The organism is Solidesulfovibrio sp., assembly GCF_029978005.1.
Lineage (GTDB): Bacteria > Desulfobacterota > Desulfovibrionia > Desulfovibrionales > Desulfovibrionaceae > Solidesulfovibrio.
The window spans coordinates 124,981-147,866 of the sequence record NZ_JARKOZ010000046.1 but is presented as its reverse complement, the minus strand read 5'-3'; the positions used below and the strand labels follow the sequence as shown (position 1 = coordinate 147,866).

General features: G+C 62.2%; 21 protein-coding genes and 3 pseudogenes. 19 read left to right on the top strand and 5 right to left on the bottom strand.

Annotation, left to right across the window (positions count from 1 at the left end; all coding sequences use genetic code 11):
- Window positions 1-2: 2 nt before the first annotated feature.
- Window positions 3-1,514 carry a D-glycero-beta-D-manno-heptose 1-phosphate adenylyltransferase gene (gene rfaE2 / locus Q1K70_RS05470; RefSeq protein WP_300156673.1) on the bottom strand — a complete coding sequence of 504 codons (1,512 nt, stop codon included), beginning with the start codon at window positions 1,512-1,514 and terminating at the stop codon, window positions 3-5.
- 20 nt (window positions 1,515-1,534) lie between these two features.
- Complete coding sequence (gene rfaD, locus Q1K70_RS05465; RefSeq protein WP_300156670.1) at window positions 1,535-2,521, bottom strand: ADP-glyceromanno-heptose 6-epimerase; 987 nt, start codon at window positions 2,519-2,521, stop codon at window positions 1,535-1,537.
- A gap of 204 nt (window positions 2,522-2,725) precedes the next feature.
- Here rfaD and Q1K70_RS05460 point away from each other — a divergent pair, with 204 nt between their 5' ends.
- The 9 genes and pseudogenes from Q1K70_RS05460 (at window position 2,726) to Q1K70_RS05420 (ending at window position 11,115) form a co-directional block, all read left to right on the top strand.
- Window positions 2,726-3,826, top strand: a complete 1,101-nt coding sequence (locus Q1K70_RS05460) for a glycosyltransferase family 2 protein (protein ID WP_300156669.1) — start codon at window positions 2,726-2,728, stop codon at window positions 3,824-3,826.
- Between the two features lie 98 nt (window positions 3,827-3,924).
- Window positions 3,925-5,097 (top strand): N-acetyl sugar amidotransferase, encoded by a 1,173-nt coding sequence (locus Q1K70_RS05455; protein WP_300156667.1) that lies wholly within the window; start codon window positions 3,925-3,927, stop codon window positions 5,095-5,097.
- The gene (gene hisH, locus Q1K70_RS05450; protein ID WP_300156665.1) at window positions 5,094-5,714 is read left to right on the top strand and encodes an imidazole glycerol phosphate synthase subunit HisH; all 621 of its coding nucleotides are present in this window, start codon (window positions 5,094-5,096) and stop codon (window positions 5,712-5,714) included. Before Q1K70_RS05455 ends, hisH begins: the two co-directional genes overlap by 4 nt.
- Window positions 5,714-6,520: an AglZ/HisF2 family acetamidino modification protein gene (locus Q1K70_RS05445; protein WP_300156663.1), complete on the top strand. Its 807-nt coding sequence runs from the start codon at window positions 5,714-5,716 to the stop codon at window positions 6,518-6,520. The genes hisH and Q1K70_RS05445 overlap by 1 nt, the downstream gene beginning before the upstream one ends.
- The gene (locus Q1K70_RS05440) at window positions 6,517-7,545 is read left to right on the top strand and encodes a glycosyltransferase family 2 protein (RefSeq protein WP_300156661.1); all 1,029 of its coding nucleotides are present in this window, start codon (window positions 6,517-6,519) and stop codon (window positions 7,543-7,545) included. The genes Q1K70_RS05445 and Q1K70_RS05440 overlap by 4 nt, the downstream gene beginning before the upstream one ends.
- 50 nt (window positions 7,546-7,595) lie before the next feature.
- Window positions 7,596-7,817 (top strand): glycosyltransferase family A protein, encoded by a 222-nt coding sequence (locus tag Q1K70_RS05435; RefSeq protein WP_300156659.1) that lies wholly within the window; start codon window positions 7,596-7,598, stop codon window positions 7,815-7,817.
- 105 nt (window positions 7,818-7,922) lie between these two features.
- Window positions 7,923-8,695, top strand: a pseudogene (locus tag Q1K70_RS05430) (IS5 family transposase).
- A 130-nt stretch (window positions 8,696-8,825) separates the two neighbouring features.
- The gene (locus tag Q1K70_RS05425; protein ID WP_300156657.1) at window positions 8,826-9,506 is read left to right on the top strand and encodes a class I SAM-dependent methyltransferase; all 681 of its coding nucleotides are present in this window, start codon (window positions 8,826-8,828) and stop codon (window positions 9,504-9,506) included.
- The gene (locus Q1K70_RS05420) at window positions 9,499-11,115 is read left to right on the top strand and encodes a hypothetical protein (protein ID WP_300156655.1); all 1,617 of its coding nucleotides are present in this window, start codon (window positions 9,499-9,501) and stop codon (window positions 11,113-11,115) included. The genes Q1K70_RS05425 and Q1K70_RS05420 overlap by 8 nt, the downstream gene beginning before the upstream one ends.
- 19 nt (window positions 11,116-11,134) lie before the next feature.
- Here Q1K70_RS05420 and Q1K70_RS05415 read toward each other — a convergent pair.
- The 3 genes and pseudogenes from Q1K70_RS05415 to Q1K70_RS05405 form a co-directional block, all read right to left on the bottom strand.
- A pseudogene (locus tag Q1K70_RS05415) lies at window positions 11,135-11,377 on the bottom strand (transposase); the annotation flags it as partial.
- Window positions 11,376-12,451 (bottom strand): IS3 family transposase gene (locus tag Q1K70_RS05410; protein WP_300156653.1). Its coding sequence is split into 2 segments (ribosomal slippage): window positions 11,376-12,190 and window positions 12,190-12,451, totalling 1,077 coding nucleotides; the frame shifts between segments, so codons are not numbered across the junction. The pseudogene Q1K70_RS05415 and the gene Q1K70_RS05410, both read right to left, overlap by 2 nt.
- 72 nt (window positions 12,452-12,523) lie before the next feature.
- Window positions 12,524-12,624, bottom strand: a pseudogene (locus Q1K70_RS05405) (IS5/IS1182 family transposase); the annotation flags it as partial.
- Window positions 12,625-13,223: 599 nt separating this feature from the next.
- Here Q1K70_RS05405 and rfbF point away from each other — a divergent pair.
- The 10 genes from rfbF to Q1K70_RS05355 are packed head-to-tail and all read left to right on the top strand — an operon-like array spanning window position 13,224 to window position 22,875.
- The gene (rfbF, locus tag Q1K70_RS05400; protein WP_300156651.1) at window positions 13,224-13,991 is read left to right on the top strand and encodes a glucose-1-phosphate cytidylyltransferase; all 768 of its coding nucleotides are present in this window, start codon (window positions 13,224-13,226) and stop codon (window positions 13,989-13,991) included.
- A complete protein-coding gene (rfbG, locus tag Q1K70_RS05395) occupies window positions 13,982-15,046 on the top strand; it encodes a CDP-glucose 4,6-dehydratase (RefSeq protein WP_300156649.1) in 1,065 nt (354 codons plus the stop codon). Before rfbF ends, rfbG begins: the two co-directional genes overlap by 10 nt.
- The gene (locus Q1K70_RS05390; RefSeq protein WP_300156647.1) at window positions 15,043-15,594 is read left to right on the top strand and encodes a dTDP-4-dehydrorhamnose 3,5-epimerase family protein; all 552 of its coding nucleotides are present in this window, start codon (window positions 15,043-15,045) and stop codon (window positions 15,592-15,594) included. Before rfbG ends, Q1K70_RS05390 begins: the two co-directional genes overlap by 4 nt.
- The gene (locus tag Q1K70_RS05385; RefSeq protein ID WP_300156645.1) at window positions 15,591-16,814 is read left to right on the top strand and encodes a class I SAM-dependent methyltransferase; all 1,224 of its coding nucleotides are present in this window, start codon (window positions 15,591-15,593) and stop codon (window positions 16,812-16,814) included. The genes Q1K70_RS05390 and Q1K70_RS05385 overlap by 4 nt, the downstream gene beginning before the upstream one ends.
- A 5-nt stretch (window positions 16,815-16,819) precedes the next feature.
- Entirely contained in the window at window positions 16,820-17,950 is a 1,131-nt protein-coding gene (locus Q1K70_RS05380) for a DegT/DnrJ/EryC1/StrS family aminotransferase (RefSeq protein WP_300156643.1), read from the top strand.
- A gap of 11 nt (window positions 17,951-17,961) precedes the next feature.
- Window positions 17,962-18,981, top strand: a complete 1,020-nt coding sequence (locus Q1K70_RS05375; RefSeq protein WP_300156641.1) for an ATP-grasp domain-containing protein — start codon at window positions 17,962-17,964, stop codon at window positions 18,979-18,981.
- A complete protein-coding gene (locus Q1K70_RS05370; protein WP_300156639.1) occupies window positions 18,978-20,213 on the top strand; it encodes an NAD-dependent epimerase/dehydratase family protein in 1,236 nt (411 codons plus the stop codon). Before Q1K70_RS05375 ends, Q1K70_RS05370 begins: the two co-directional genes overlap by 4 nt.
- Window positions 20,200-20,991 (top strand): methyltransferase, encoded by a 792-nt coding sequence (locus Q1K70_RS05365; RefSeq protein WP_300156637.1) that lies wholly within the window; start codon window positions 20,200-20,202, stop codon window positions 20,989-20,991. The genes Q1K70_RS05370 and Q1K70_RS05365 overlap by 14 nt, the downstream gene beginning before the upstream one ends.
- Window positions 20,992-21,001: 10 nt before the next feature.
- Window positions 21,002-21,736, top strand: a complete 735-nt coding sequence (locus Q1K70_RS05360) for a cephalosporin hydroxylase family protein (RefSeq protein WP_300156635.1) — start codon at window positions 21,002-21,004, stop codon at window positions 21,734-21,736.
- Between the two features lie 32 nt (window positions 21,737-21,768).
- Window positions 21,769-22,875 carry an SDR family oxidoreductase gene (locus tag Q1K70_RS05355; RefSeq protein ID WP_300156633.1) on the top strand — a complete coding sequence of 369 codons (1,107 nt, stop codon included), beginning with the start codon at window positions 21,769-21,771 and terminating at the stop codon, window positions 22,873-22,875.
- The last annotated feature ends 11 nt before the right edge of the window (window positions 22,876-22,886 follow it).

Genomic DNA, 22,886 nt, shown 5'->3' with positions numbered 1-22,886 from the left:
GGTCAGGAGGCGGGCGCGTCCCCGCCGCTCGAGGTCCGCAGGATGCGGGCGATGATGTCCGTGGTGCTGGCGGCGGGTTCGAGGTCGATCAGCGCCACCCGGCCGCCGTAGGCCGTGACCACGTCCGCGCCGACCACGGTTTCCAGGGTGTAGTCGCCGCCCTTGGCCAGCACGTCGGGCCGCACGACCCGGATGAGCTCCAGGGGGGTGTCCTCGTTAAAAAGCGTCACCGCGTCCACCGGGGAAAGGGAGGCCAGCATGCCGGCCCGGGCCTCCTCGCTCTGCACCGGCCGCGAGGGCCCCTTGAGGCGGCGCACCGAGGCGTCGGTATTGAGGCCCACCACCAGCCGGTCGCACAGTTCCCGCGTGCGCGAGAGCATGAGGGCGTGCCCGGGGTGGAGCAGGTCGAAGCAGCCGTTGGTGAAGCCGACGCGAAGCCCCTGGCTGCGCCACAGGGCGACGCGCTCGAGCAGCCGCTCCCGGGAGACGACCTTGTCGTCGCCACCCGTGCCCGAGCCGGCGAGCACGCCCCGGCGCAGCTCCTCGGGGTGCACCACGGCCGTGCCCACCTTGCGGATGACCACGCCCGCGCCGATGTTGGCCAGCCGGGCGCAAAGGGGCAGCGGCGCGCCGAGCGACAGCCCGGCGCACAGGATGGCGGCCAGGGTGTCGCCCGCGCCCGAGACGTCGAAGACGTCGGCGCTCTCGGCCCGGATGTGGCGGGCCGGGCCGTCGGCGGGGTAGATGCTCAGGCCCTCCTCGCTTCGGGTGACCAGCACCGTGTCCACGCCGGTCGCGTCGATGACGCGGCGGGCGGCGGCGGCGTAGGCCGCCCCGTCGGTCAGGCGCAGGCCCGTGGCCGCGGCCAGCTCCGCCCGGTTGGGCGTGATGACCGTCGCGCCCCGGTAGCGGGAGAAGTCCGCGCCCTTGGGATCGACCACCACCCGTGCGCCGTGCGCGGCGGCGAGTTCCATGACGCCGGCCAGCACCTCGGGCGTGAGCAGGCCCTTGCCGTAGTCCGACACCATGATGACGGGATAGCGCGGGACGAGTTCCCGCAAGTGTTCGAGGACGCCCTGGACGGTGACGGCGACCACCGGGGCGAGCGTCTCGCGGTCCGTGCGCAAAAGGTGGTTGTGGCCGGCGATGAAGCGGGTCTTCTGCGTGGTGGGCCGTCCCGGCTCCACGGCCAGGCGGGCGTCCACGGCCGGATAGGCGGCCAGAAGGCCGTCCAGGGTCCGGCCCGCCTCGTCGTCGCCCACGGCGGCCACGAACCCGGCCGCGACGCCCAGCGTGGCCAGGTTGCGGATGACGTTGCCCGCGCCGCCCGGCATGTCGCTTTCCTCGGACACGGACAGCACCGGGACCGGGGCCTCGGGGGAGATGCGCTCCACCCTGCCCCGCACGAAACGGTCGAGCATGGCGTCGCCCACGACCAGCACCCGGGCCTGGCCCAGGCGGTCGCACAGGGAGATCAGTTCGGGAAGTCCTTCCGATGCCGTTGGCGCGGCCATGGCCGAGTCCCCTTTGCAGGTCAGCGGTACGGGCAGTCCTTGGCGAGATGGTCGCGCACGTAGTCGCCCACGGCCTCCTCCAGGGGGGTGAAGGCGTAAGGGTAGCCCACGGAGCGCAGCCCCCCCAGGCCCGCCTGGGTGAAGTACTGGTATTTGCCTCGAATCTCCAGGGGCATGTCCACGTATTCTATGGATTCCGGCAGGCCGGCGGCGGCGAAGCCCGCGCCGATGAAGTCCTTGAAGCTGCGGGCCCGGCCCGTGCCGACGTTGAACAGGCCCCGGACGTGCGGATTGTCGAGCAGCCACAGGACCACCCGCTCGGCGTCGCGCACGGAGACGAAGTCGCGCATCTGGCCGCCGTCGGGGAAGCGCGGGTCGTGGGAGCGGAAAAGCCGCACCGGCCGGCCGGCGGCCATATCCGGCCAGACCTTGGTCAGCACGCTCTGCATGGAGCCCTTGTGCAGCTCGTTGGGGCCGAAGACGTTGAAGAACTTGAGTCCGGCCCACTGGGGCGGCAGCGCCCCGCCGGAAAAGACGCGCCGGCACACCAGGCAGTCGAAGGCGTGCTTGCTGAAGCCGTAGAGGTTGAGCGGCAGCAGTCGGTCCAGGGCTTCCAGGGAAAACACGTCGTCGAAGCCCTGGGAGCCGTCGCCGTAGGTGGCGGCCGAGGAGGCGTAGACGAACGGCACGCCGGCCGCGGCGCACCAGTCGAGGAGCATGAGGGAGAACTTGAAGTTCTCGCGCATGACCGCGTCGCCGTCGGTGACCGTGGTCGAGGAGATGGCCCCCATGTGGATCACGGCCCGCAGCTTTCCCCGGGCCCCTTCCAGCCAGCGCGGCAGGTCCTCGGGAGCGACCAGGTCGTCGAAGCGGCGGCGGCGGATGTTTTGCCATTTGCCGCCGTCGCGCAGCCGATCGCACAGGACCAGGTCGCGCTCGCCCCGTTCGTTGAGGGCGGCGGCGATGTTGGAGCCGATGAAGCCGGCGGCTCCGGTGATGCAAATCATGCGGCTTCTCCTGTGGGCGGCCGGGCCGCGCCCCGGGCGACGCGCCCGGACGGCGTGCGGCGCCGGCCCAGAGTGCCCCAAGGCCCCGGCGAAGACAACCGGCAAATCCCGGCCCAGGCGGCATCGTGCGTTGACGAACCGGCCCGCATTCGCCAAAAGGTTGCGAGTCAACGTCCCGCACAGGGCAAGCGAGGTCGCCGCGACATGCTTTTGGGGAAAACTGTGGCCGTGGTCGTGCCCGCCTACAACGAAGGCGCGCAGATCGTGACGGTGCTGGAAACCATGCCGGATTTCGTGGACCACATCGTGGTGGTAAACGACTGTTCCCGGGACGACACCCGGCAACGCGTCCTGGACTACATGGCCGTCCACAACACCGCGCCCGCCTGCGACGCCCCGCCCTGCGACGACATCCCCGTGGATACGGGATACAACAGGGCGGAAATCCTCGTGCAGCAGATGGACGAGGAGGAAATCAAGTTCTTCGTGCCCTCCAGGGTGCACAACGCCTCGCCGCACACGGACCGCGTCATTCTCGTGGACAATCTGGTCAACGGCGGCGTGGGCGCGGCCATCGCCCGGGGCTACAAGCTGTGCAAGGACCTGCGCATCGACTGCACGGCGGTCATGGCCGGCGACGGCCAGATGGACCCGGCCGAGCTGGAGGGCATCTGCCTGCCGGTGGTGGCCGAGGGCATCGACTACGTCAAGGGCAACCGGCTCATCCACCGCTCGGCCTGGCTGGTCATTCCCAAGCTGCGCTATTTCGGCAACTCCATCCTGTCCATGCTGACCAAGATCGCCTCGGGCTACTGGCGGGTCTCGGACACCCAGACCGGGTACACGGCCATCTCGCTCAAGGCCCTGCAGGGCCTTCGCATCCACAAGATCTACAAGCGCTACGGCATGCCCAACGACATGCTGGTCAAGCTCAACATCGCGTTTTGCACCGTGCGCGAGGTCGAGATCAAGCCGGTCTACAACGTGGGCGAAACCTCGAAAATGAACATCTTCAAGGTCATTCCCACCATCAGCTGGCTTTTGTTCAAATCCTTCTTCAAGCGGTTGTGGATCAAGTACCTGTTCAAGGACTTCCACCCCCTGTTCATGCTCTACCATCTGGCCTTCTTCACCCTTTTCGGCAGCGCGGTGCTTTTCTTCCGGCTCATGTGCGATTTCTTCCAGGACAAGTCGTGGACGTTCTCCGCCCTGCTGCTCTTCGTGTTCCTGACCATCAGCGGCATCCAGTTCCTGCTCTCGGCCATGTGGATGGACATGCTCGACAACGACAGGCTGTACAAATAGCCCGGCCCGGTCCGGCCGCCTTGAGTCGGGCCGGCAAATGGGCTACCTGTTGGCCCGGGCCGTTTCCCGGCCACGCCTCGATATTCCGGAGTCTCCCCATGGGTTCAGGTCCCCGCGTCTGTTCGCGTTGCGTCTACGACGACACCATCCCGAGCATCATCTTCGACGCGGACGGCGTCTGCCAGTTCTGCAAGATCCACGACGCCATGGAGCGCAGGTATCCGCTCGGCGAGGAAGGGGCCGCCCGCCTGGCCGCGCTGGTTGCGCGCATCAAGGCCGCGGGCCGGGGCCGCGACTACGACTGCGTGGTCGGGGTCAGCGGCGGCGTGGACAGCACCTACACCCTGTACCAGGCCGTGCGCCTGGGGCTTCGCCCCCTGGCCGTGCACTTCGACAACGGCTGGAACTCCGAGATCGCGGTCCACAACATCGAAAACGCCACCCGGACCCTGGGCGTGACCCTCGAAACCCACGTGGCGGACTGGGACGACTTCCGCCGGCTCCAGATCTCCTTCCTTAGGGCCTCGACCTCCGACGCCGAGATCCCCACGGACATGGCGATAAGCGCCGTGCTGCTCAAGACCGCGGCCAAGCTCGGCCTGCGCTACGTCTTAAGCGGCCACAGCTTCCGGGCCGAGGGCATCGTGCCCCGCGACTGGACCTATTTCGACGGCCGCTACATCCGCGCCGTGCACAAGCAATTTTCCGGCTCGGCCAGGACGGGCATCCCCAACCTGTCCCTGCCGACCCTGGTCTGGTACATGTTCGGCCGGCGCATCCAGCTGCTGCCGTTTCTCAACTTCATGGAATACGACAAGAAATCCGCCGCCGCCGTCATCGCCCGGGAGGTCGGCTGGCAGGACTACGGCGGCCACCACCACGAGTCGGTGTACACGCACTTCTTCCAGTCCTACCTCTTGCCGCGCAAGTTCGGCATCGACAAGCGCAAGCTGGGGCTTTCGGCCCGCATCCGCTCGGGCAGGATCACCCGGGAGGAGGCGCTCGCCGTCCTGGCCGGCTCGCCCTACCCGGAGAACCCGGACATCGTGGAATACACCCGGCGCAAGCTCGAGCTCTCCGAAGAGGAGTTCGCGGCCATCATGGCCGCGCCGGTGAAAACCTTCCACGACTACCCGACCCATTTCCCGCTGCTGCGCGCCCTGCGCGGCCCCCTGGCCCTGGGCGCGCGCCTGGGCGTCGTGCCCCCGGTACTCTACTACAAATACGTCCACGCCCCCCAGGACGGGGAAGCGGACGCCGCCGGCCGATGATCGTCGTCGTGGACCATGGCCTGGGCAACTTGCGCTCGGTGGCCATGAAGTTCGCCCGCCTCAAGGTGGAGGCGGCCGTGTCCGCCGATCCGGCGGCCATCCTCGGCGCGGACAAGCTGGTCCTGCCCGGGGTGGGCTCCTTCGACGCGGCCATGGGGAACCTGCGCGCCGCCGGCTTGGTCGCAGCCCTGAACGAAGCCGTGCTCGAACGGAAAATCCCCATCCTCGGCATCTGCCTGGGCATGCAGCTTTTCACCCGGGGCAGCGAGGAAGGGAGCCTGCCGGGCCTGGGCTGGATCGACGGCGACACGCGAAAACTCGTTCCCTTGCCTGGCGGCGAGAGGCTGCGCGTGCCCCACGTGGGCTGGAACACGCTGACCGCCCGGGAGGGCTCGCCGCTTTTTTCCGGCATCGCCCCGGGGGAGCGCTACTATTTCGTCCACTCCTACGCCGTTTTTTGCGACGACCCGGAGCAGGTCGCGGCCGAGACCACCTACGGCCCGACCTTCGCCAGCGCCGTGCGGCGCGGCAACATTTACGGCGCCCAGTTCCACCCGGAAAAAAGCCACCACCATGGACTTGCCATGCTGGAAAACTTCACGAGGCTTGCGGACTGATGCTCGTCCCGCGCGTCATACCGGTGCTGCTGCTGCGCGGCCGGGGTCTGGTCAAGGGCGTGCGCTTCAAGAAGCACGTCTACGTGGGCGATCCCATGAACGCCGTGCGCATCTTCGACGACAAGGAAGTCGACGAGTTGCTCATCCTCGACATCACGGCCACGGCCGAGGGCCGCACCCCGCCGCTGGACCTCATCGAGCGGGTGGCCGACCAGTGCCTCATGCCCTTCGGCGTGGGCGGCGGCGTGACGCGCGTATCCGAGGCCCGGGACATTTTGAGCGCCGGGGCGGAAAAGATATGCCTCAACACCGCCGCCTTGGAGCAGCCGGACATCGTCTCGCGCCTGGCCGACGCCTTCGGCCGCCAGAGCGTGGTGGTCTGCCTGGACGTGAAGAAGTCCTGGACGGGCAGGCGCGAGGTGGTTTCCCGCTGCGCCGGGCGCAAGCTCTCCGGCGACGTGGCGCAGGCCGCCCGGGACATGGCCGCACGCGGGGCCGGGGAGCTCATCGTGCAAAGCGTGGACCGCGACGGGACCATGGAAGGCTACGACATCGAGCTCACGCGCGCCGTCAGCCGCGCCGTGGACGTGCCGGTCATCGCCCTGGGCGGGGCCGGGAGCAACGAGGACCTGCGCCGCGTCCTGACCGAGGGCGAGGCCGCCGCGGCTGCCGCCGGCTCCCTGTTCGTCTTCCACGGCCCCCGCCGGGCCGTGCTCATCACCTACCCGGACAAGGCGGAACTGGAGGCGATCCGGGGGACGACCACACACCGCAACCAGCAATACGAATGGGACTGTGCAACATGACGACAGCACATCGGGCAGACACGCCCACCGACCCATCTATTTCCGTCGTCGTACCGGTCTATCGCAGCGAAGACCTCCTCGATACGCTGGTCGCGACTGTCACCCGCGCCCTAGACACAGCCGGGCACCATAACAAGTATGAAATCATACTGGTCAATGACGCGAGCCCGGACGGGAGTTGGCAGGTGATCTTGCGTCTAGCGAAAGAACATACCTATGTTCGGGGCATCTCCCTGCGCCGCAACTTCGGTCAGCACAATGCCGTCATGGCCGGCCTCAACCACGCAAGGGGCCGGATCATCATTGTGATGGACGACGACATGCAGCACCCATCCCAGGCATTGCAGGACATGATCCAGGCCATCGAAACCGGCAACGACGTCTGCTACACGCGCTACCGCAATCGGCAACACGCGGGCTGGAAAAAGCTGGGCAGCCGCTTCAACGGCTGGGTGGCCGGCTATCTGCTGCACAAGCCGGCCGGGCTCTATATGTCTTCGTTCAAGGCGCTCAGTCGCTCCTTAGTGGACGAAATCACCGCCCACAAAGGTCCCTATGTTTATCTCGACGGGCTCATTCTCGATCTCACACGCAGTATCGCAAGTATCGACGTGGAGCACATGAAACGGCCGCAGGGATGCAGCAACTACAACTTAACCAAGTTGATCTCCTTGTGGCTGAGGATGGCCACGGGCTTTTCCGTCCTACCTCTGCGCCTGTCCTGCCTTGCCGGCGTGTTCTTTTTCATCATGAGTCTATTGCTTATGGGTGTAATCATCATTCAAAAGCTTTTACACCCGGAGACCCCGGCTGGTTGGTCGTCTCTGGCCAGTATCTTGCTTTTCAGCAGCGGCTTCCAACTGTTCTTCATCGGGCTCGTTGGGGAATATCTGGGTCGCACCTACATGAATCTCAATGGCAAACCCCAGTTCAGCATCGGGCGGACGACTTGGGATAGCAGCCGCCCTCCCACCGACGATGACGCGGCAGTCTCTGCCAATGCAATTTCGTCTGACGCTCCGTGACGACGTCGTTTGTCCCTCTGGTCCAACGTCTTTCCCCAAAGGACGCCTCTATGTCGCTATCAATCATTTCCGTCTGCATCCTCGCGTGCAACGGCAGCGGCTACATCGCCACATGTGCGGCTTCAGTCCTGAACCAGACCCGTCGCGACCTCAAGTTGACCGTCATGGGCAACGGCTCCATCGCCGGCGCCCTGGAAAGCCTATGCGCCTTTTCCTTGGGCACCCGCCCCTCGATCGTCCGCAATCCCGAGTCCCTCGAAACAACCTGTTGATGGGCTCTAATGATTTCTTTTTTACTAGAAGCCATCTCAAAAATATTTTCAACTGGGCCCCAGGAATCGCTGGACTTTTTTGGTTGTTAATACGAAGTGGTCCGCATGGACCTTACCAATGAGCAATGGGCACGTATTTGGTTTTTAATCCCACCAGCGAAAGGCCAAGATGGATGCAAAGGAAGACCACCGACGCCTCCGCGTGAGCTTCTCGATGGCATATCTTGGATTCTCAGGACCGGAGCGCCCTGGAAAGACATGCCGGCGCGGTATCCACCATACCAAACCTGCCACCGACGGTTCCAGTATTGGCGAAAACAAGGAGTATTCGAGCGAATCCTTGTTACACTCGCTGAAGACCTCCGTGAACGAGGAGGCATCGACCTAAGGGAGGCGTTCATTGACGGGACATTTGCTCCCGCTAAAAAAGGGGCGCCGCCATGGGAAAAACCAAGCGGGGCAAGGGCAGCAAGATCATGGCAGTGGCAGACGCTTCTGGTCTTCCTATCGCCGTGTACGTGGCCAGCGCTTCGCCGCATGAAGTAACGCTTGTCGAGCAGACCCTCCAGACAGGGTTTCTCAACGAAATTCCCACTCGATTGATCGGAGATAAAGCTTACGACAGCGATGGACTTGATCAACGATTGCAAGAAGATTGGAACATCGAGATGATTGCACCCCACCGAGGTGGCCGCAAGCGACTGAAGACCCAGGACGGAAGACAGCTCAGGCGCTATCGCAGACGCTGGAAGATCGAACGCCTCTTTGCCTGGTTGCAAAACTTCAGACGCTTGGTGGTGCGATAGGAGTACCATTTTGAAAATTTTCTCGCCTTGGTTCAACTCGGGTGCGCCGTCATCCTGTTGAGGCATTTTTGAGATAGCCTCTAATGAACAATGCCCAAACCAAGGGCCTCCGTTTAATTTGTAAGCAGCTACGGCGAACGTACTTAAAGACCAATAAAGTCGAATATATAACTGAACAACAATTGGACAAACGAGGCAAGAAATGAACAAATCTGATTTTGATAAATTTGCCAAAAACTACAATTCAATACTTAGTAATTCAATTCATTTTTCCGCCGAGGAAAATTTATATTTTGCCGAATACAAAGTCGTCTTGACAGCATCACTTGTCGACACGAGCAGCGTAAACAACGTTCTCGATTTTGGGTGCGGGACAGGAAGAAGCTTGGTCTTTTTGAGAAAGTACTTTCCTAAATCGAAAATAGTCGGATACGATCCTTCACAACAATCTCTACAAATTGCAGCTAAGAACAACCCTGGATGTTTGTTTTCTTCAGACTGGAACGCCTTAAGAGGAAAAACTTTTGACTTAATTTTTGCCGCAAATGTCTTCCATCACATCCCTTCTGACTTTCAACATACAATACTGTGTCAATGCAACGGAATATTGGACAAACGAGGGTCGTTCTTTATTTTTGAACATAACCCATTTAACCCAGCGACTCGCTGGGTATTTGAGCAGTGCCCTTTTGATAAAAATGCGGAAATGATTTCAAAAGGGAAAATGAAAAAAACAGCAGCCAGTGCCGGACTCAGGGAGATTGACGAAGGCTATACACTTTTTTTCCCATGCCGACTTTCATTTCTTAGATCAATTGAGGTATTCCTTAAAAAGCTTCCACTCGGAGCCCAATACTATGTAAGGCTTAAACATAATGACTAATTATATACAGTTCTTGATATCGACAAAACTACGGCTTTATGTCGCTTTAACTGGATGGCTCACAATATGGTTTTTTTTTACTTTATGGCGTATCAACTATCTTGGTTTTTACTCAGACGATTGGATTTTTTTGTCAAAGACCATAATATCCCCACACAGTATAAACGATTATATAGCTACAAACAACTATGCAAGACCAGTTTATGGATTGATAACCTGGATTTTAAACGAGATATCCGATGGCAACCCGCTTAAGTGGCAAATAATTTCATCAGTTATATCATTCATTTATAGCTCGACTGCTCTTATTGTCTTTGTGATCGTACTCAACAAGATTGGTTTTAATAAAAATCCTTCTTTTATCGGCGCGCTTATAGGAGCAATCATACTAGCTTTTTCTCCATGGTCTCTCGCAGTATTAGTCTGGCCAACAGGAGTCTTAACTCTATGGGGGTTTATTTTATTCGGGATAGGCTATATTATAATAGAAAATACAAATGCAAAAACAAAATTATACGGATCACTACTTGTTCTTTGTGGGTGTCTTGCTTATGAGGCCTACTGGTTTATATTTATTCCGCTTCTCTTGATGTCGCATAAATTCAACTACAAAGGCATAATAAATTTATTAAAAAACTCTCTCTGGTACATCGTGCCTGTTTTCCTTGGGATACTCTATCAGAGACTGTATGTCCCTTTTTGCATTACAAACAACCCCCGCCACATATCCCTCAACCCTTCATTAATTATAAATAATATTTGTGATTTAGACCGATTTGTCGCGCAATCCATAACTCCCACGTCCTGGAGCTTGTTTTCTAAAAGCATACTGTACATATTCCTTTACCTCCTACTACTCCGACACCTACAAATTCAAAAGGCTATTAAAATCATATTCTCCCTCCTCATCGGCATGCTTATCAGCGCTATAATGTATGGATTGGCAGGATATGGACTCACTGGCACTGGAGTGATGTCTAGGACAATGGCAGTACCTGGGTTATACTTTGCAATTTTTGTTAGCGCGATGATCGCCGCCGCGTGTAAAAAAGTCAACAACAAGCTACTTCATTATAGCCATATGATAATTTCAACAATGCTTTTCCTAACTGTTTTCAGTATAATCGCGACAGGATTTTATCTTCGCATTTCAGAATGGGCAACAATTCAGCAAAAATCCAAAAAAGTATTAGAGTCTGTTGCAACTTCGCTTACAAAATATCCCCATGTGCCAACACAAAATGCGGACGATCGACATATTGTAATAGTTCAAATTGATGGCGACCAGGATGGTAACATATTTGGAGCTTCTTGGGAACTTAGCGGGGCGATGGCATTAATGTCGCCCGAGCTGTTTACATTCAATGATATTTGGCTTTTAACTGCCAGACAAGGCGCATGGGCTACACAATGGGATGGCAACGACGTGGTTCAGTCCGTCTGCACAAATTCAGATGGAAATGTTGTCGAGAAAAGGCATACAAGCCAACAACCTTTATATATCCGCGTCGATGAGCAGCAGGGCCTGGTGATCCAACAATGTGTCATTGTCCAAAATACTCAATTTGGATGCAACAACATTCCACCCAGTTGTTCTAATTTAAACTAGAGGCTATCTCAAAAATGCCTCAACAGGATGACGGCGCATCCTGTTGAACCAAGGCGAAAAAATTTTCAAAATGGTACTCGTATCGCACCACCAAGCGTCTGAAGTTTTGCAACCAGGCAAAGAGGCGTTCGATCTTCCAGCGTCTGCGATAGCGCCTGAGCTGTCTTCCGTCCTGGGTCTTCAGTCGCTTGCGGCCACCTCGGTGGAGTGCAATCATCTCGATGTTCCAATCTTCTTGCAATCGTTGATCAACTCCATCGCTAGCGTCTGCCACTGCCAGTGATGCCGCCGATGCCCATGTTGGGCCGTTCGTTGTTGTAAGTCCAGAGCCACTTGGTGGCATAGTCCCTGACTTCTTCGATGTTCTCAAAGAGGTGCTGCCCCAGCCAGTCGTAGCGCACGGTTCGGTTGTAGCGTTCCACATAGGCGTTTTGCTGCGGTTTGCCCGGCTGAATGTAGTCGAGGCGTATCCTATTCTTCTCGGCCCAGGCTTGCAGGCGATGGCTGACATACTCCGGGCCGTTGTCGCACCGGATGGCCTTCGGCTTGCCACGCCACTCCATAACCTGTTCCAGGACCCGGATGACGCGCTCTGAGGGCAGCGAGAAATCCGCTTCAATGGCCAACCCTTCCCGATTGAAGTCATCGATCACGTTGAATAGACGGTAGCTTCGACCATCTTCCAACTGGTCATGCATAAAATCCATGGACCACGCCTGATTCGCCGCGTCAGGCTGGGCCAGCGGCTCCGGCTTCTCGCGGACCAAACGCTTTTTGGGTTTGATGCGCAGGTTCAGCTCCAACTCGCGATAGATCCGATACACTCGTTTGTGATTCCAGCCGTACCCCTTCACATTGCGCAGGTACAGGAAGCAGAGCCCAAAGCCCCAATTGCGCTGATTGGCAGTCAACCGAACCAACCAGTCGGCCACGAATTCGTTCTCGTCAGACAGCTTGTGCACATGCCGGTAGCATGTCTGGCTGATGCCAAACGCTTCGCAGGCTTGTCTGATGCTCAAGGCTTTCCCCTTCACGGCTTCTTTGGCCATCTCACGGCGGCGAGATGGCCTCACTACTTTTTTCCGAGCGCCTCCCGGAGCACCTCGGCCTTCATCTGGGCTTCGGCGTACATGCGCTTGAGTCGGCGGTTTTCCTCCTCAAGCTCCTTCATCCGAGCCATGAGGGAGGCGTCCATGCCGCCGTATTTCGCCCGCCACTTGTAGAACGTGGCGCTGCTCATACCGTGCTCGCGGCAAAGCTCAGGCACGGCAATGCCATTTTCGGCCTGCTTCAGGATGCTCAGGATCTGGCTGTCGGAGTAGCGGGACGTCTTCATGTAAAATCTCCTCGTCCGAGTTTACGAGAAAATTCTACTTTTCAGAACCAGCTTTTTTCGGGGGGATTACCCCATGATCTTGCTGCCCTTGCCCCGCTTGGTTTTTCCCACGGCGGCGCCCCTTTTTTAGCGGGAGCAAATGTCCCGTCAATGAACGCCTCCCTTAGGTCGATGCCTCCTCATTCACGGAGGCGTCGGTGGTCTTCCTTTGCATCCATCTTGGCTTTTCGCTGGCGGGATTAAAGACCAAATACGTGCCCATTGCTCATTGGTAAGGTCCATGCGGACCACTTCGTATTAACAACCAAAAAAGTCCAGCGATTCCTGGGGTCCAGTTGAAAATATTTTTGAGATGGCTTCTAATTCCAAACACAAGACATAGACTTTCTGTCAACAATGCACCGGTCAGGCACCATTTTCTCATTTCGAATGCTCCTAAAATCCCCTGACAGGGCACACGCTCGACTTCCCGACGAGAAGCGGACGCGGCGGCACCGTCGCGTAGCTACGTTCACGCCTTGACTTCGAACGTTAGCTGGGGATAGCAACTCTGGCAGCACGCCACCTTCACGGCGTCGAGCGCAACCAACTCCCGACCGCGGAACCTTCATCACATGCACACTCCCCGGGCCGAAGATGCCACACTGAATGCCATGCAAGCCGGGCCTCCCACTTGGGACTCCCAGCGACGCGGCCGGCTGCCGCGCTGTCCCCGCCTTTCCCGCTCACGTGCGGCGGGCTTTCCCTTCCTCCGGGACGCAGGTAGGCACTCATGAAAGCCGTCATCCTCGCCGGAGGGCTCGGCACGCGCATCAGCGAGGAATCGCACCTCAAGCCCAAGCCCATGATCGAAGTGGGCGGCAAGCCCATCCTATGGCACATCATGAAGATCTACTCCCATTTCGGGATCAACGACTTCATCGTCTGCCTCGGTTACAAGGGCTACGTGATCAAGGAATATTTCGCCAACTACTACCTGCACATGTCCAACGTCACCATCGACATGGGCAAAAACCGCATCGAGGTGCACGAGTGCCGGGCCGAGCCCTGGCGCGTCACCCTCGTCGACACCGGGCCGGAAACCCTGACCGGCGGCCGTTTGCTGCGTGTGCGCGAACACGTGGGGGACGAAACCTTCTGCTTCACCTACGGCGACGGCGTCAGCGACCTCGATATCGTCGCCCTTCTGGCCTTCCACCGCGCCCACGGCAAGCACGCCACGGTCACCGCCATCCAACCCCCCGGCCGCTACGGCGCCCTGGAACTGGACAACGGCCAGGTGCGCCGGTTCCAGGAAAAACCTGCCGGCGACGGCGCCTGGATCAACGGCGGCTTCTTCGTCCTCGAGCCGGCCATCTTCGATTTCATAGACGGGGACGCCACCAGCTTCGAAGTGACCCCACTCCAGCGACTGGCCGCCGCCAGCCAGCTCATGGCCTACCAGCACCGAGGCTTCTGGCAGGCCATGGACACGCTGCGCGACAAGAACGCCCTGGAAGCCCTGTGGCAGGACAACCCGCCCTGGAAAGTATGGACATAAACGGTCTCGCGCGGGCTTTCGACGGGCGGCGCGTCCTGGTCACCGGCCACACCGGGTTCAAAGGCAGCTGGCTTTCGCTGTGGCTGACGCGCCTCGGCGCGACGGTCGGCGGCCTGGCCCTGCCTCCTGAGACCCAGCCGCACCATTTCGGGCTCCTCGACCTTCCCATGGAAAGCCTCCTGGACGACATCCGCCAGCCCGAGCCCGTTGCCGACGCCTTCGCCCGCCTGCGCCCCGAAGTCGTCTTCCATCTGGCGGCCCAGCCCCTGGTGCGGCGCTCCTACCGGGAGCCCGTGGCCACCTTCGCCGCCAACGTCATGGGCACGGTCCACGTCCTGGAGGCCTGCCGCGCCTGTCCCGACACCCGGGCCGTGGTCGTGGTCACCTCGGACAAGTGCTACGCCAACAGGGAATGGCCCTGGGGCTACCGGGAGATCGACCCTCTGGGCGGCCACGACCCTTACAGCGCCTCCAAGGCCGCGGCCGAGCTGGCGGCCGCCAGCTACCGGGCCACGTTTTTTGAGAACGGCGGCCCGCTTGTGGCCACGGCGCGCGGCGGCAACGTCATCGGCGGCGGCGACTGGTCCGAGGACCGGCTCCTGCCCGACCTGGTGCGGGCCATGGCCACCGGAGCCTCGCTGGAGATCCGCAGCCCCGCCGCGCGCCGGCCCTGGCAGCACGTCCTGGATTGCCTGCACGGCTATCTGCTGCTGGCGGCGGGCCTGGCGGCCGGCGACCGACGCCTGGCCGACGCCTGGAATTTCGGCCCCGACCCCTCGGCCAACGCCACCGTGTCCGAAGTCCTGGAAAAGGCCGCCGCCCACTGGCCGGCCCTGCGCTGGCACACGACCACAACGCCCCAGCCCCACGAGGCGACCTCGCTTTACATCGACAGCGCCAAGGCTCGGGCCGTCCTGGGCTGGCGGCCGGTGTGGGACCTCGACGCGGCCCTCGGCCGGACCATCACCTGGTACCGCGACTTCCTCACCACGGGCCAGGTGTCGAGCGCCGCCCAGGTCGAGGCCTTCGCCGCCGCGGCCGGAGCCCCGTCGTGAACATCCAGCCCACGCCCCTTCCGGGGCTTTTCGAGGTGTCGCACACCCCCTTCCGCGATGCCCGGGGACTTTTCGAGCGCCTGTTCTGCGCCGGGGCTCTCTCCCCGATCCTGGGAGAACGCCGCATCATGGCCGTGAACCACTCCCGCACCACCGCCGTCGGCGCCCTGCGCGGCCTGCATTTCCAGCGCCCGCCCGCGGCCGAGATGAAGCTCGTGCGCTGCCTTGCCGGCCGCGTCCTCGACGTGGCCGTGGACATCCGGGCCGGCTCGCCCACCTTCCTGCGCCACCACGCCGCGGTCCTGTCCGGGGACAACGGGCGCATGGTCGTCGTTCCCGAGGGATTCGCCCACGGCTTCCAGGTGCTTGAAGCCGACAGCGAACTGCTGTACCTGCACACGGCGCCCTATGTCCCACAGGCCGAAGGCGGGCTGGCCTGGGACGATCCGGCTTTGGCCATCACCTGGCCCCTGGCCGTGACCGACCTCTCCGGGCGCGACCGGGAACATCCGCGCATCGGTCCGGATTTCGAAGGAATACGCCTGTGAACTGCCGCAACTGCCGCACGCCCCTGCGCGAGGTCTTCCTGGACCTCGGCAGCGCGCCGCCGTCCAACGCCTACCTGACCGAGGCGGCCCTGCGCACGCCGGAAACCGCCTTTCCGCTGCGGCTTTTCGTGTGCCACAACTGCTTCCTGGTCCAGACCGAGGACTATGCAGGGGCCGAGGCGCTCTTCACCCCGGATTATGCCTACTTCTCTTCGGTGTCCTCCTCCTGGTGCGCCCATGCCGCCCGTTACGCCGCCATGATCCGCGAGCTGCTCGGACTGGGGCCGGACAGCCTCGTCGTCGAGGCCGCCTCCAACGACGGCTACCTCCTGCGCCATTTCCTCGAAGCCGGCGTGCCGTGCCTGGGGGTGGAGCCCACGGCCGGCACGGCCGAGGCCGCCGAGAAGCTCGGCATTCCGGTACTGCGGGAATTCTTCGGCGAGGCTCTGGGCCGCAGGCTTGCCGCCGAAGGCCGCAAGGCCGATCTCGTCGTCGGCAACAACGTCTACGCCCATGTCCCGGACATCCACGACTTCACCGCCGGCATCCGGGAGGCCCTCGCCTCCGAAGGCGTGGTCACCCTGGAATTCCCCCACCTGCTGCGGTTGATCGAGCACGTCCAGTTCGACACGGTCTACCACGAGCATTTTTCCTATCTGTCGCTGTCCGTGGTCCGGGAGGTCTTCGCCGCCCACGGCCTGCGCGTGTGGCGGGTGGAGGAACTCGCCACCCACGGCGGCAGCCTGCGCGTCTACGGCTGCCATGCCGGCGCTGCCCGGCCCGAGGACCCCTCCGTGCTCCGGACCCTCGCCGCCGAGGCGACCTTCGGGCTCGGCCGCCTGGAAACCTACCGGGGCTTCCAGGAACGGGCCAACCGGGTGAAAAACGACCTCTGCGCCTTCCTTGTCCGGCAGAAACGCCAGGGCCGGCGGGTCGCGGCCTACGGCGCGGCGGCCAAGGGCAACACCCTGCTCAACTACGCCGGCATTCGACCCGACCTTGTCCCCTACGTCTGCGACGCCGCGCCCTCCAAGCAGGGTCATTATCTGCCCGGTTCCCGCATTCCCGTGGTCAAGCCCGACAGGCTGCGGTGCGACAAACCCGATGTGGTGCTCGTCCTGCCCTGGAACATCCTTGGGGAAATCATGGCCCAACACGCCTATGTCCGCGACTGGGGCGGACGTTTCGTCACGGCCGTGCCCCGGCTGGACACTCGGTGAGCCCTATGAACGAAGCACTGACGAAAATCCATTACGCCAAGCCTTCTATCACTGACCTGGAGGTCCACTACGCCGCCGACGCCGCCGCCCACGGGTGGGGCGAGCAATGCTACGCCTACATCGCGCGGTTCGAAACGGCCTTCGCGGAATTCACCGGCGCGGCCCACGCCATCGCCACGTCGAGCGCCACCGGCGCGCTACACATGGGCATGGCCGCTCTAGGCATCGGCCCCGGGGATGAGGTCATCTTGGCCGACACCAACTGGATCGCCTCGGTCGCGCCCATCGTCCACCTGGGGGCAACGCCGGTATTCGTGGATATCCTGTCGGACTCCTGGTGCCTGGACCCGCAGCAGGTCGAGCGGGCCATCACGCCAAAAACGAAGGCGATCCTGGCCGTCCACCTCTACGGCAACCTGTGCGACATGGACCGGCTGGAGCGTCTGGCGCACAAGCACGAACTGCTCCTCATCGAGGACGCCGCCGAAGCCCTTGGCTCACGCTGGCAGGGCCATCATACCGGGACCCTCGGCCGCTTCGGGGCGTTTTCCTTCCACGGCACCAAAACTATCACCACGGGCGAAGGCGGCATGTTCGTCACCAACGACGATGCCCTGTACGAAAACGTGCTCACGCTCTCCAACCACGGCCGGGCGCGCGGCGAGAAGCGCCAGTTCTGGGCGTCGAAGGTGGGGTTCAAGTACAAGATGTCCAACATCGAGGCTGCTATCGGCTGCGCCCAGTTGGAGCGGGTCGACGAGTTGCTCGCCCGGCGCAGGGAAATCTTCCTGGCTTATAAGGAGCGTCTGGCCGACATTCCGGATCTGGCCATGAACCCAGAGCCCCCCGGCACCGTCAACGGCTTCTGGATGCCCACGGTCGTTTTCCCGCCGCGCATGGGCGACATGCGCCGCCGCCTGCTCGACGCCTTCCGGCAACGGCGCATCGACGGGCGCGTCTTTTTCCACCCTCTGTCCGGGCTCGACATGTTCCCGTCCCGACCCGAAAACCACAATAGCTGGGACATCCCGAGCCGGGCCGTCAACTTGCCGTGCTATCACGACCTGAACATGGCCGACATCGACAGGGTCGCAACCGTCGTGCGGGAGCAATGCCGCGCGGCCTCGGGAAGTTGAGGGACGCCGCCGTGCAAAACATCATGATCGCCGGGATCGGGGGCGCCTCCCTGGGCACGGAAGTGCGTAAATGCCTCTCCCTGGCCGGCGACTACGTCGTCCAGGGCTGCGACATCTCGCCGCAGGCCTACGGGCACTACGACGCTGGCTTTTCCCGGACATTCCTCATCCCCCCGGACAGGTACCTGCCTTCCGTCGTCGCGGCCTGCCTGGAGACGGACTGCCGCTGCATCATCCCCGGCGGCGAAAAGCCCATGCTGCTGCTCGCGGCCGGCAACGACGTCCTGCGCGCCAACGGCATCACGCTGCTCTCCAACCATCCAGACGTCGTTTCCCTGTGCTCGGACAAGGGAGCCTGCTTCGATTTCCTCGGCTCGCGCGGCATCCGCATCCCGCGCACGGCCCCGGCCGCCGACGCGGAAACCGTCGGCGCGGTGGGGTTCCCGTGCATCGTCAAGCCGGCCACGGGATCCGGCGGCAGCGCCATGGTCTTTTTCGCCAGCAAGGCCGAAGACGCCTTGCTCTACGCGAAGTACATCGAAAATTCCGGCAGCGTGCCCCTCGTGCAGGAATACCTTCCGGAAACGGAAGGGGAATTCACCGTCGGCGTCCTCTCCCTGCCAAGCGGGGAATGCGTCGGCTCCATCGGCCTGCGCCGCAGCCTCTCCGCTAAGCTGTCCGTGCAATCCCGCTTCCGGGACGGGGTCATCTCCAGCGGCTACACCCAAGGGTATATCGCCGATTTCCCCGCCATCCGGGCCACGGCCGAAGCCATCGCGAAAGCGATCGGCAGCCGGGGCCCCCTCAACATCCAGGGGCGCGTGCAGGACGGGGAATTCGTTCCCTTCGAGATCAATCCGCGTTTTTCAGCTTCCACCTACCTGCGCGCCCTAGCCGGATTCAACGAAGTGGACATGCTGCTGCGCCACGTCATCCACGGCGAGCGCCCGCGTCCCGCGCCCCCCCGCGAAGGCTGGTACCTGCGCTCCCTGACCGAAACCTTCGTTTCCCCGGAGCAGCTCAAGCAATGATCCGATGGATCACTCCCTCCCTGGGCACGGGGCCGGCCTATTCCGCCGACATCACGACGGATATGGTCGTCGTCGACGTTCGGGACTTCGTGGACAAAGGCGGCAATCCTGTCACGGCCGTGCGCGCGCGGATCGAGGAGGGACTCGCGGCCCTGCGGCAGGGCAGGCGGGTGGTGGTCACGTGCGATTACGGCATCTCGCGCAGCAACGCCCTCGCCTCGGGCATGCTCGCCCTTAAGGAGGGCATGCCCCTTGATCAGGCCGTGGCCCGGACCATGGCGGCCACGGGGGAAAAAGACATCAAGATCGAGCCCCTGGCCGTCGTGCGTGCCGCCCTGGGGGAACGCGGACCGGAGAAAGCGGACGGGGGGGTACGTCTGCTGGTCACCGGCGCGACGGGTTTCATCGGCCGGGCCCTGGTCGCGGGGCTGCCGTTGCGCCATGCCGTCTTCACCCCGACGCGTGAGGAGATCGATCTCCAAAGCGGCACGGTGCAACTGGACGCGCTGGCCCGCGGCCAGGGGATCACCCACCTAGTGCATCTGGCGAATCCCAAGGTTTCAACGTCGAACAAGGCCCTCGGCGACTCCCTGACGATGCTTGCCAACGTGCTCGATACATGTAAACAAAATGCAATAAAATTGGTATATTTGTCGGGATGGGACGTATTTTCCGGATACGCGACGACCGAACTGCTTGCCGACGAGTCCTGCCCCCTCAAAGCCAAGGGACCGGCCGGGACGACAAAAGTCCTCTGCGAACAGATCATAGGCATGTATCAGGAAAGATTCGCCCTTTCCTGCGCAATCCTCCGGCCGACTCCGACGTACGGCCCAGGCGTGAGCCGGCCGAAGTTCTTGCACAACTTCATCCACGAGATCCATGAACGCCAGTCGGTGACGACGCATCGCTACAGAAACGGTGACCCGAGGATAGACCTGCTTTACATAGACGACCTTGTGAACGCCATTGTAAAAACGCTCGAGCGCGACTTTTCCGGGACCTTGAACCTCGGCTCGGGCACAAGCCACAGCACCATTGAGATCGCTTCCCTGATCGCCCGACTCTCGGGCCGTGAAGCGACTATTTCCCACAGGAACATAGAGGATTCCGTCGCCAATATCGTGCACGACATCGGCCTCGCCGAGCGGGTACTGGATTGGCGGCCCCAATCAACCTTGTCTTCGGGCCTGACCAAAATTCTAGAAGGATACAGCTATGCGGGAACCTGATAGCGAAATTAGCAGACAAGAGGGTTTTGCCTGGTCGCGAAGCGGGTTTTTCGAGGGCTACAATACGGTTCTCGGTCACTACCAGGCGCAAGCCTGCCTCGAATACGCCCGGGGAGCCTCCTTGCTCGACGTTCCTTGCGGCGACGGCCTGCTCACTTCCATGCTCGCCGAGCGTTTTTCGCGCGTCGTCGGCGTCGACGCCTCCAGCGCGCACCTGGCCAAGGCCCGTGAACGGATGCCCCAGGCCGAATTTCACCATGCCCTGCTCGAAGATTTCCAAACCGGCGAACGGTTCGACACCATTTCCATGCTCAACGTGCTCGAGCACCTCGCCGACCCGGTGGCGGCGCTACGAAAAGTCGCCGGACTCCTCGCCCCGGACGGCATCCTCATCGTCCACGTTCCCAACGCGCTGGCCGTCAACCGCCAGATCGCGACGATCATGGGCACCCTGACCGACTGCTACGAACTGTCGCCCTTCGACATCGACATCGCCGGGCACCGCCGCTCGTACGACATGGCCACCCTGCTCGAACACGTGCGCGAAGCCGGCTTGCATATCGCTGCCACGGGCGGCGTCTTTTACAAGATGCTTTCCACGCCTCAAATGGATTGGTTCCTGCAAAACGGTCCCTGGGAGGAAGGCGGCTTTGGCTGGGGGAGGGTCGGCGCGAAACCCCGGGATTGGCGCTCGGAATTCTGCAGGGCATGCTACGAGTACGGCAGGCGGCGCCCCGAAGACTGCAACATCATCTACGCCTGCGCCACCTTAAAGTAGGGCCACCACCATGACGCAAGAAGACTTCAAAAGCACCGTCGCGCAGGAAATCGAGAACCAGGGCCAGGACCAGCCCCTCCAGCGCCTCACCCTGGACTGGGTCAAGGGCTCCTCCGCCAACAACTACACGTATCACTTCGAATGGATGGGTCGCCCCATCATCCAGTTCCCCCAGGACATCCTGGCCATGCAGGAAATCATCTGGCGCGTGCGGCCAGAGCTGATCATCGAGACCGGCATCGCCCACGGGGGGTCGCTGGTCTTTTACGCCTCTATGCTGGAACTGCTGGGCGGAGACCGCTGGATCGTCGGCATCGACATCGACATCCGGCCGCACAACCGCGCCGCCATCGAAGCGCATCCCATGGCCAAGCGCATCGTCTTGGTCGAGGGCTCCTCCATTGATCCCGCCATCGTGGCGCGCATCCGCGACATGGCCTCGGGCAAGAGCCCCGTGCTCGTCGTGCTGGACTCCAACCACACCCACGAGCACGTGCTGGCGGAACTACGCACCTATGCCCCCTTGGTCTCGGCCGGCAGCTACCTGGTCGTCTTCGACACGCTCATCGAACGCATGCCCGAAAGCTTTTTCCCCAACCGCCCCTGGGGCCCGGGCAACAATCCCATGAGCGCAGTGGATACCTTTCTGGCCGAAACCGATCGCTTCGCCCCTGATGCCATGATCGAAAACAAGCTGCTCATCACCGTCGCTCCCAAGGGCTACCTCAAATGTCTCAAGGAATAGTCAAGCTCGATTCCGCCGACTGGACGCCGCCTATGTCCGCCCTGCTCGACCGCCTCCGGCACAAGTTGGCCCAGCGCCCGGCCCGCTGGTGCGTCACCGGCGCGGCCGGCTTCATCGGCTCCCACCTGGCCGCCGCCCTGCTGGCCCTCGGCCAGGACGTCACCGTCCTCGACAACCTGTCCACAGGCAGGATGGCCAATCTCGATGCCGTGCGCGCCCTCGTCGGCGAGGCGGCCTACGCCCGGCTGCGCCTCGTGCGCGGCGACATCACCGACCCCGGCGACTGCCGCGAAGCCGTCTCCGACGCGGCCTACGTCCTGCACCACGCCGCCCTCGGCAGCGTGCCCCTGTCCCTTGAGGATCCCCTTGGCTGCAACGCCGCCAACGTCACGGGCTGCTGCAACATGCTCGAGGCCGCGCGAACCCAGGGCGTCGCCGCCTTCGTCTACGCCTCCTCCAGCGCCGTCTACGGCGAGGAACCGGGCCTGCCCAAGACCGAGGACATGCGCGGCGCGCCGCTTTCGCCCTACGCCCTCAGCAAAACCGTCAACGAGCTCTACGCCGACGTCTACGCCCGCTGCTACGGGCTGCGCGTCGTGGGTCTGCGCTATTTCAACGTCTTCGGCCCGCGACAGGACCCCAATGGGGCCTACGCCGCCGTCATTCCCCGCTGGTTCGACGCGCTCGCCCGGGGCGAGGCCCCGCAGATCAACGGCGACGGCCTGACCACCCGGGACTTCTGTTACGTGGCCGACGTGGTCCGCGCCAACCTGCTGGCCGCCACGAGCGACGATCCGGCCCTGTCCGGACAGGTGTGCAACATCGGCAGCGGCAAGGCCGTGACTCTGCTCGAACTGTTCGCCGCCATCCGCGACACGGCCGCGACCAGGCACCCCGGGGCCGCGCGCATCGAGCCGGTCTTCGGCCCGCCCCGGGCCGGCGACATCCGCCATTCCCTGTCCGACATCTCCAAGGCGGCGCGGCATCTTGGCTTCACGCCGCAGTTCAGCCTGCGCCAAGGCCTGGAGGCCGCCGCGGACTGGTACTTGGGACGCCGGGACGCCGGGACGCCGGCGCAACCATGGCCTGATGTCGGGGCACCGACGCGTTTCTTGACACCAGACTTGGATGCTCCTTAAAGTCACGCGCC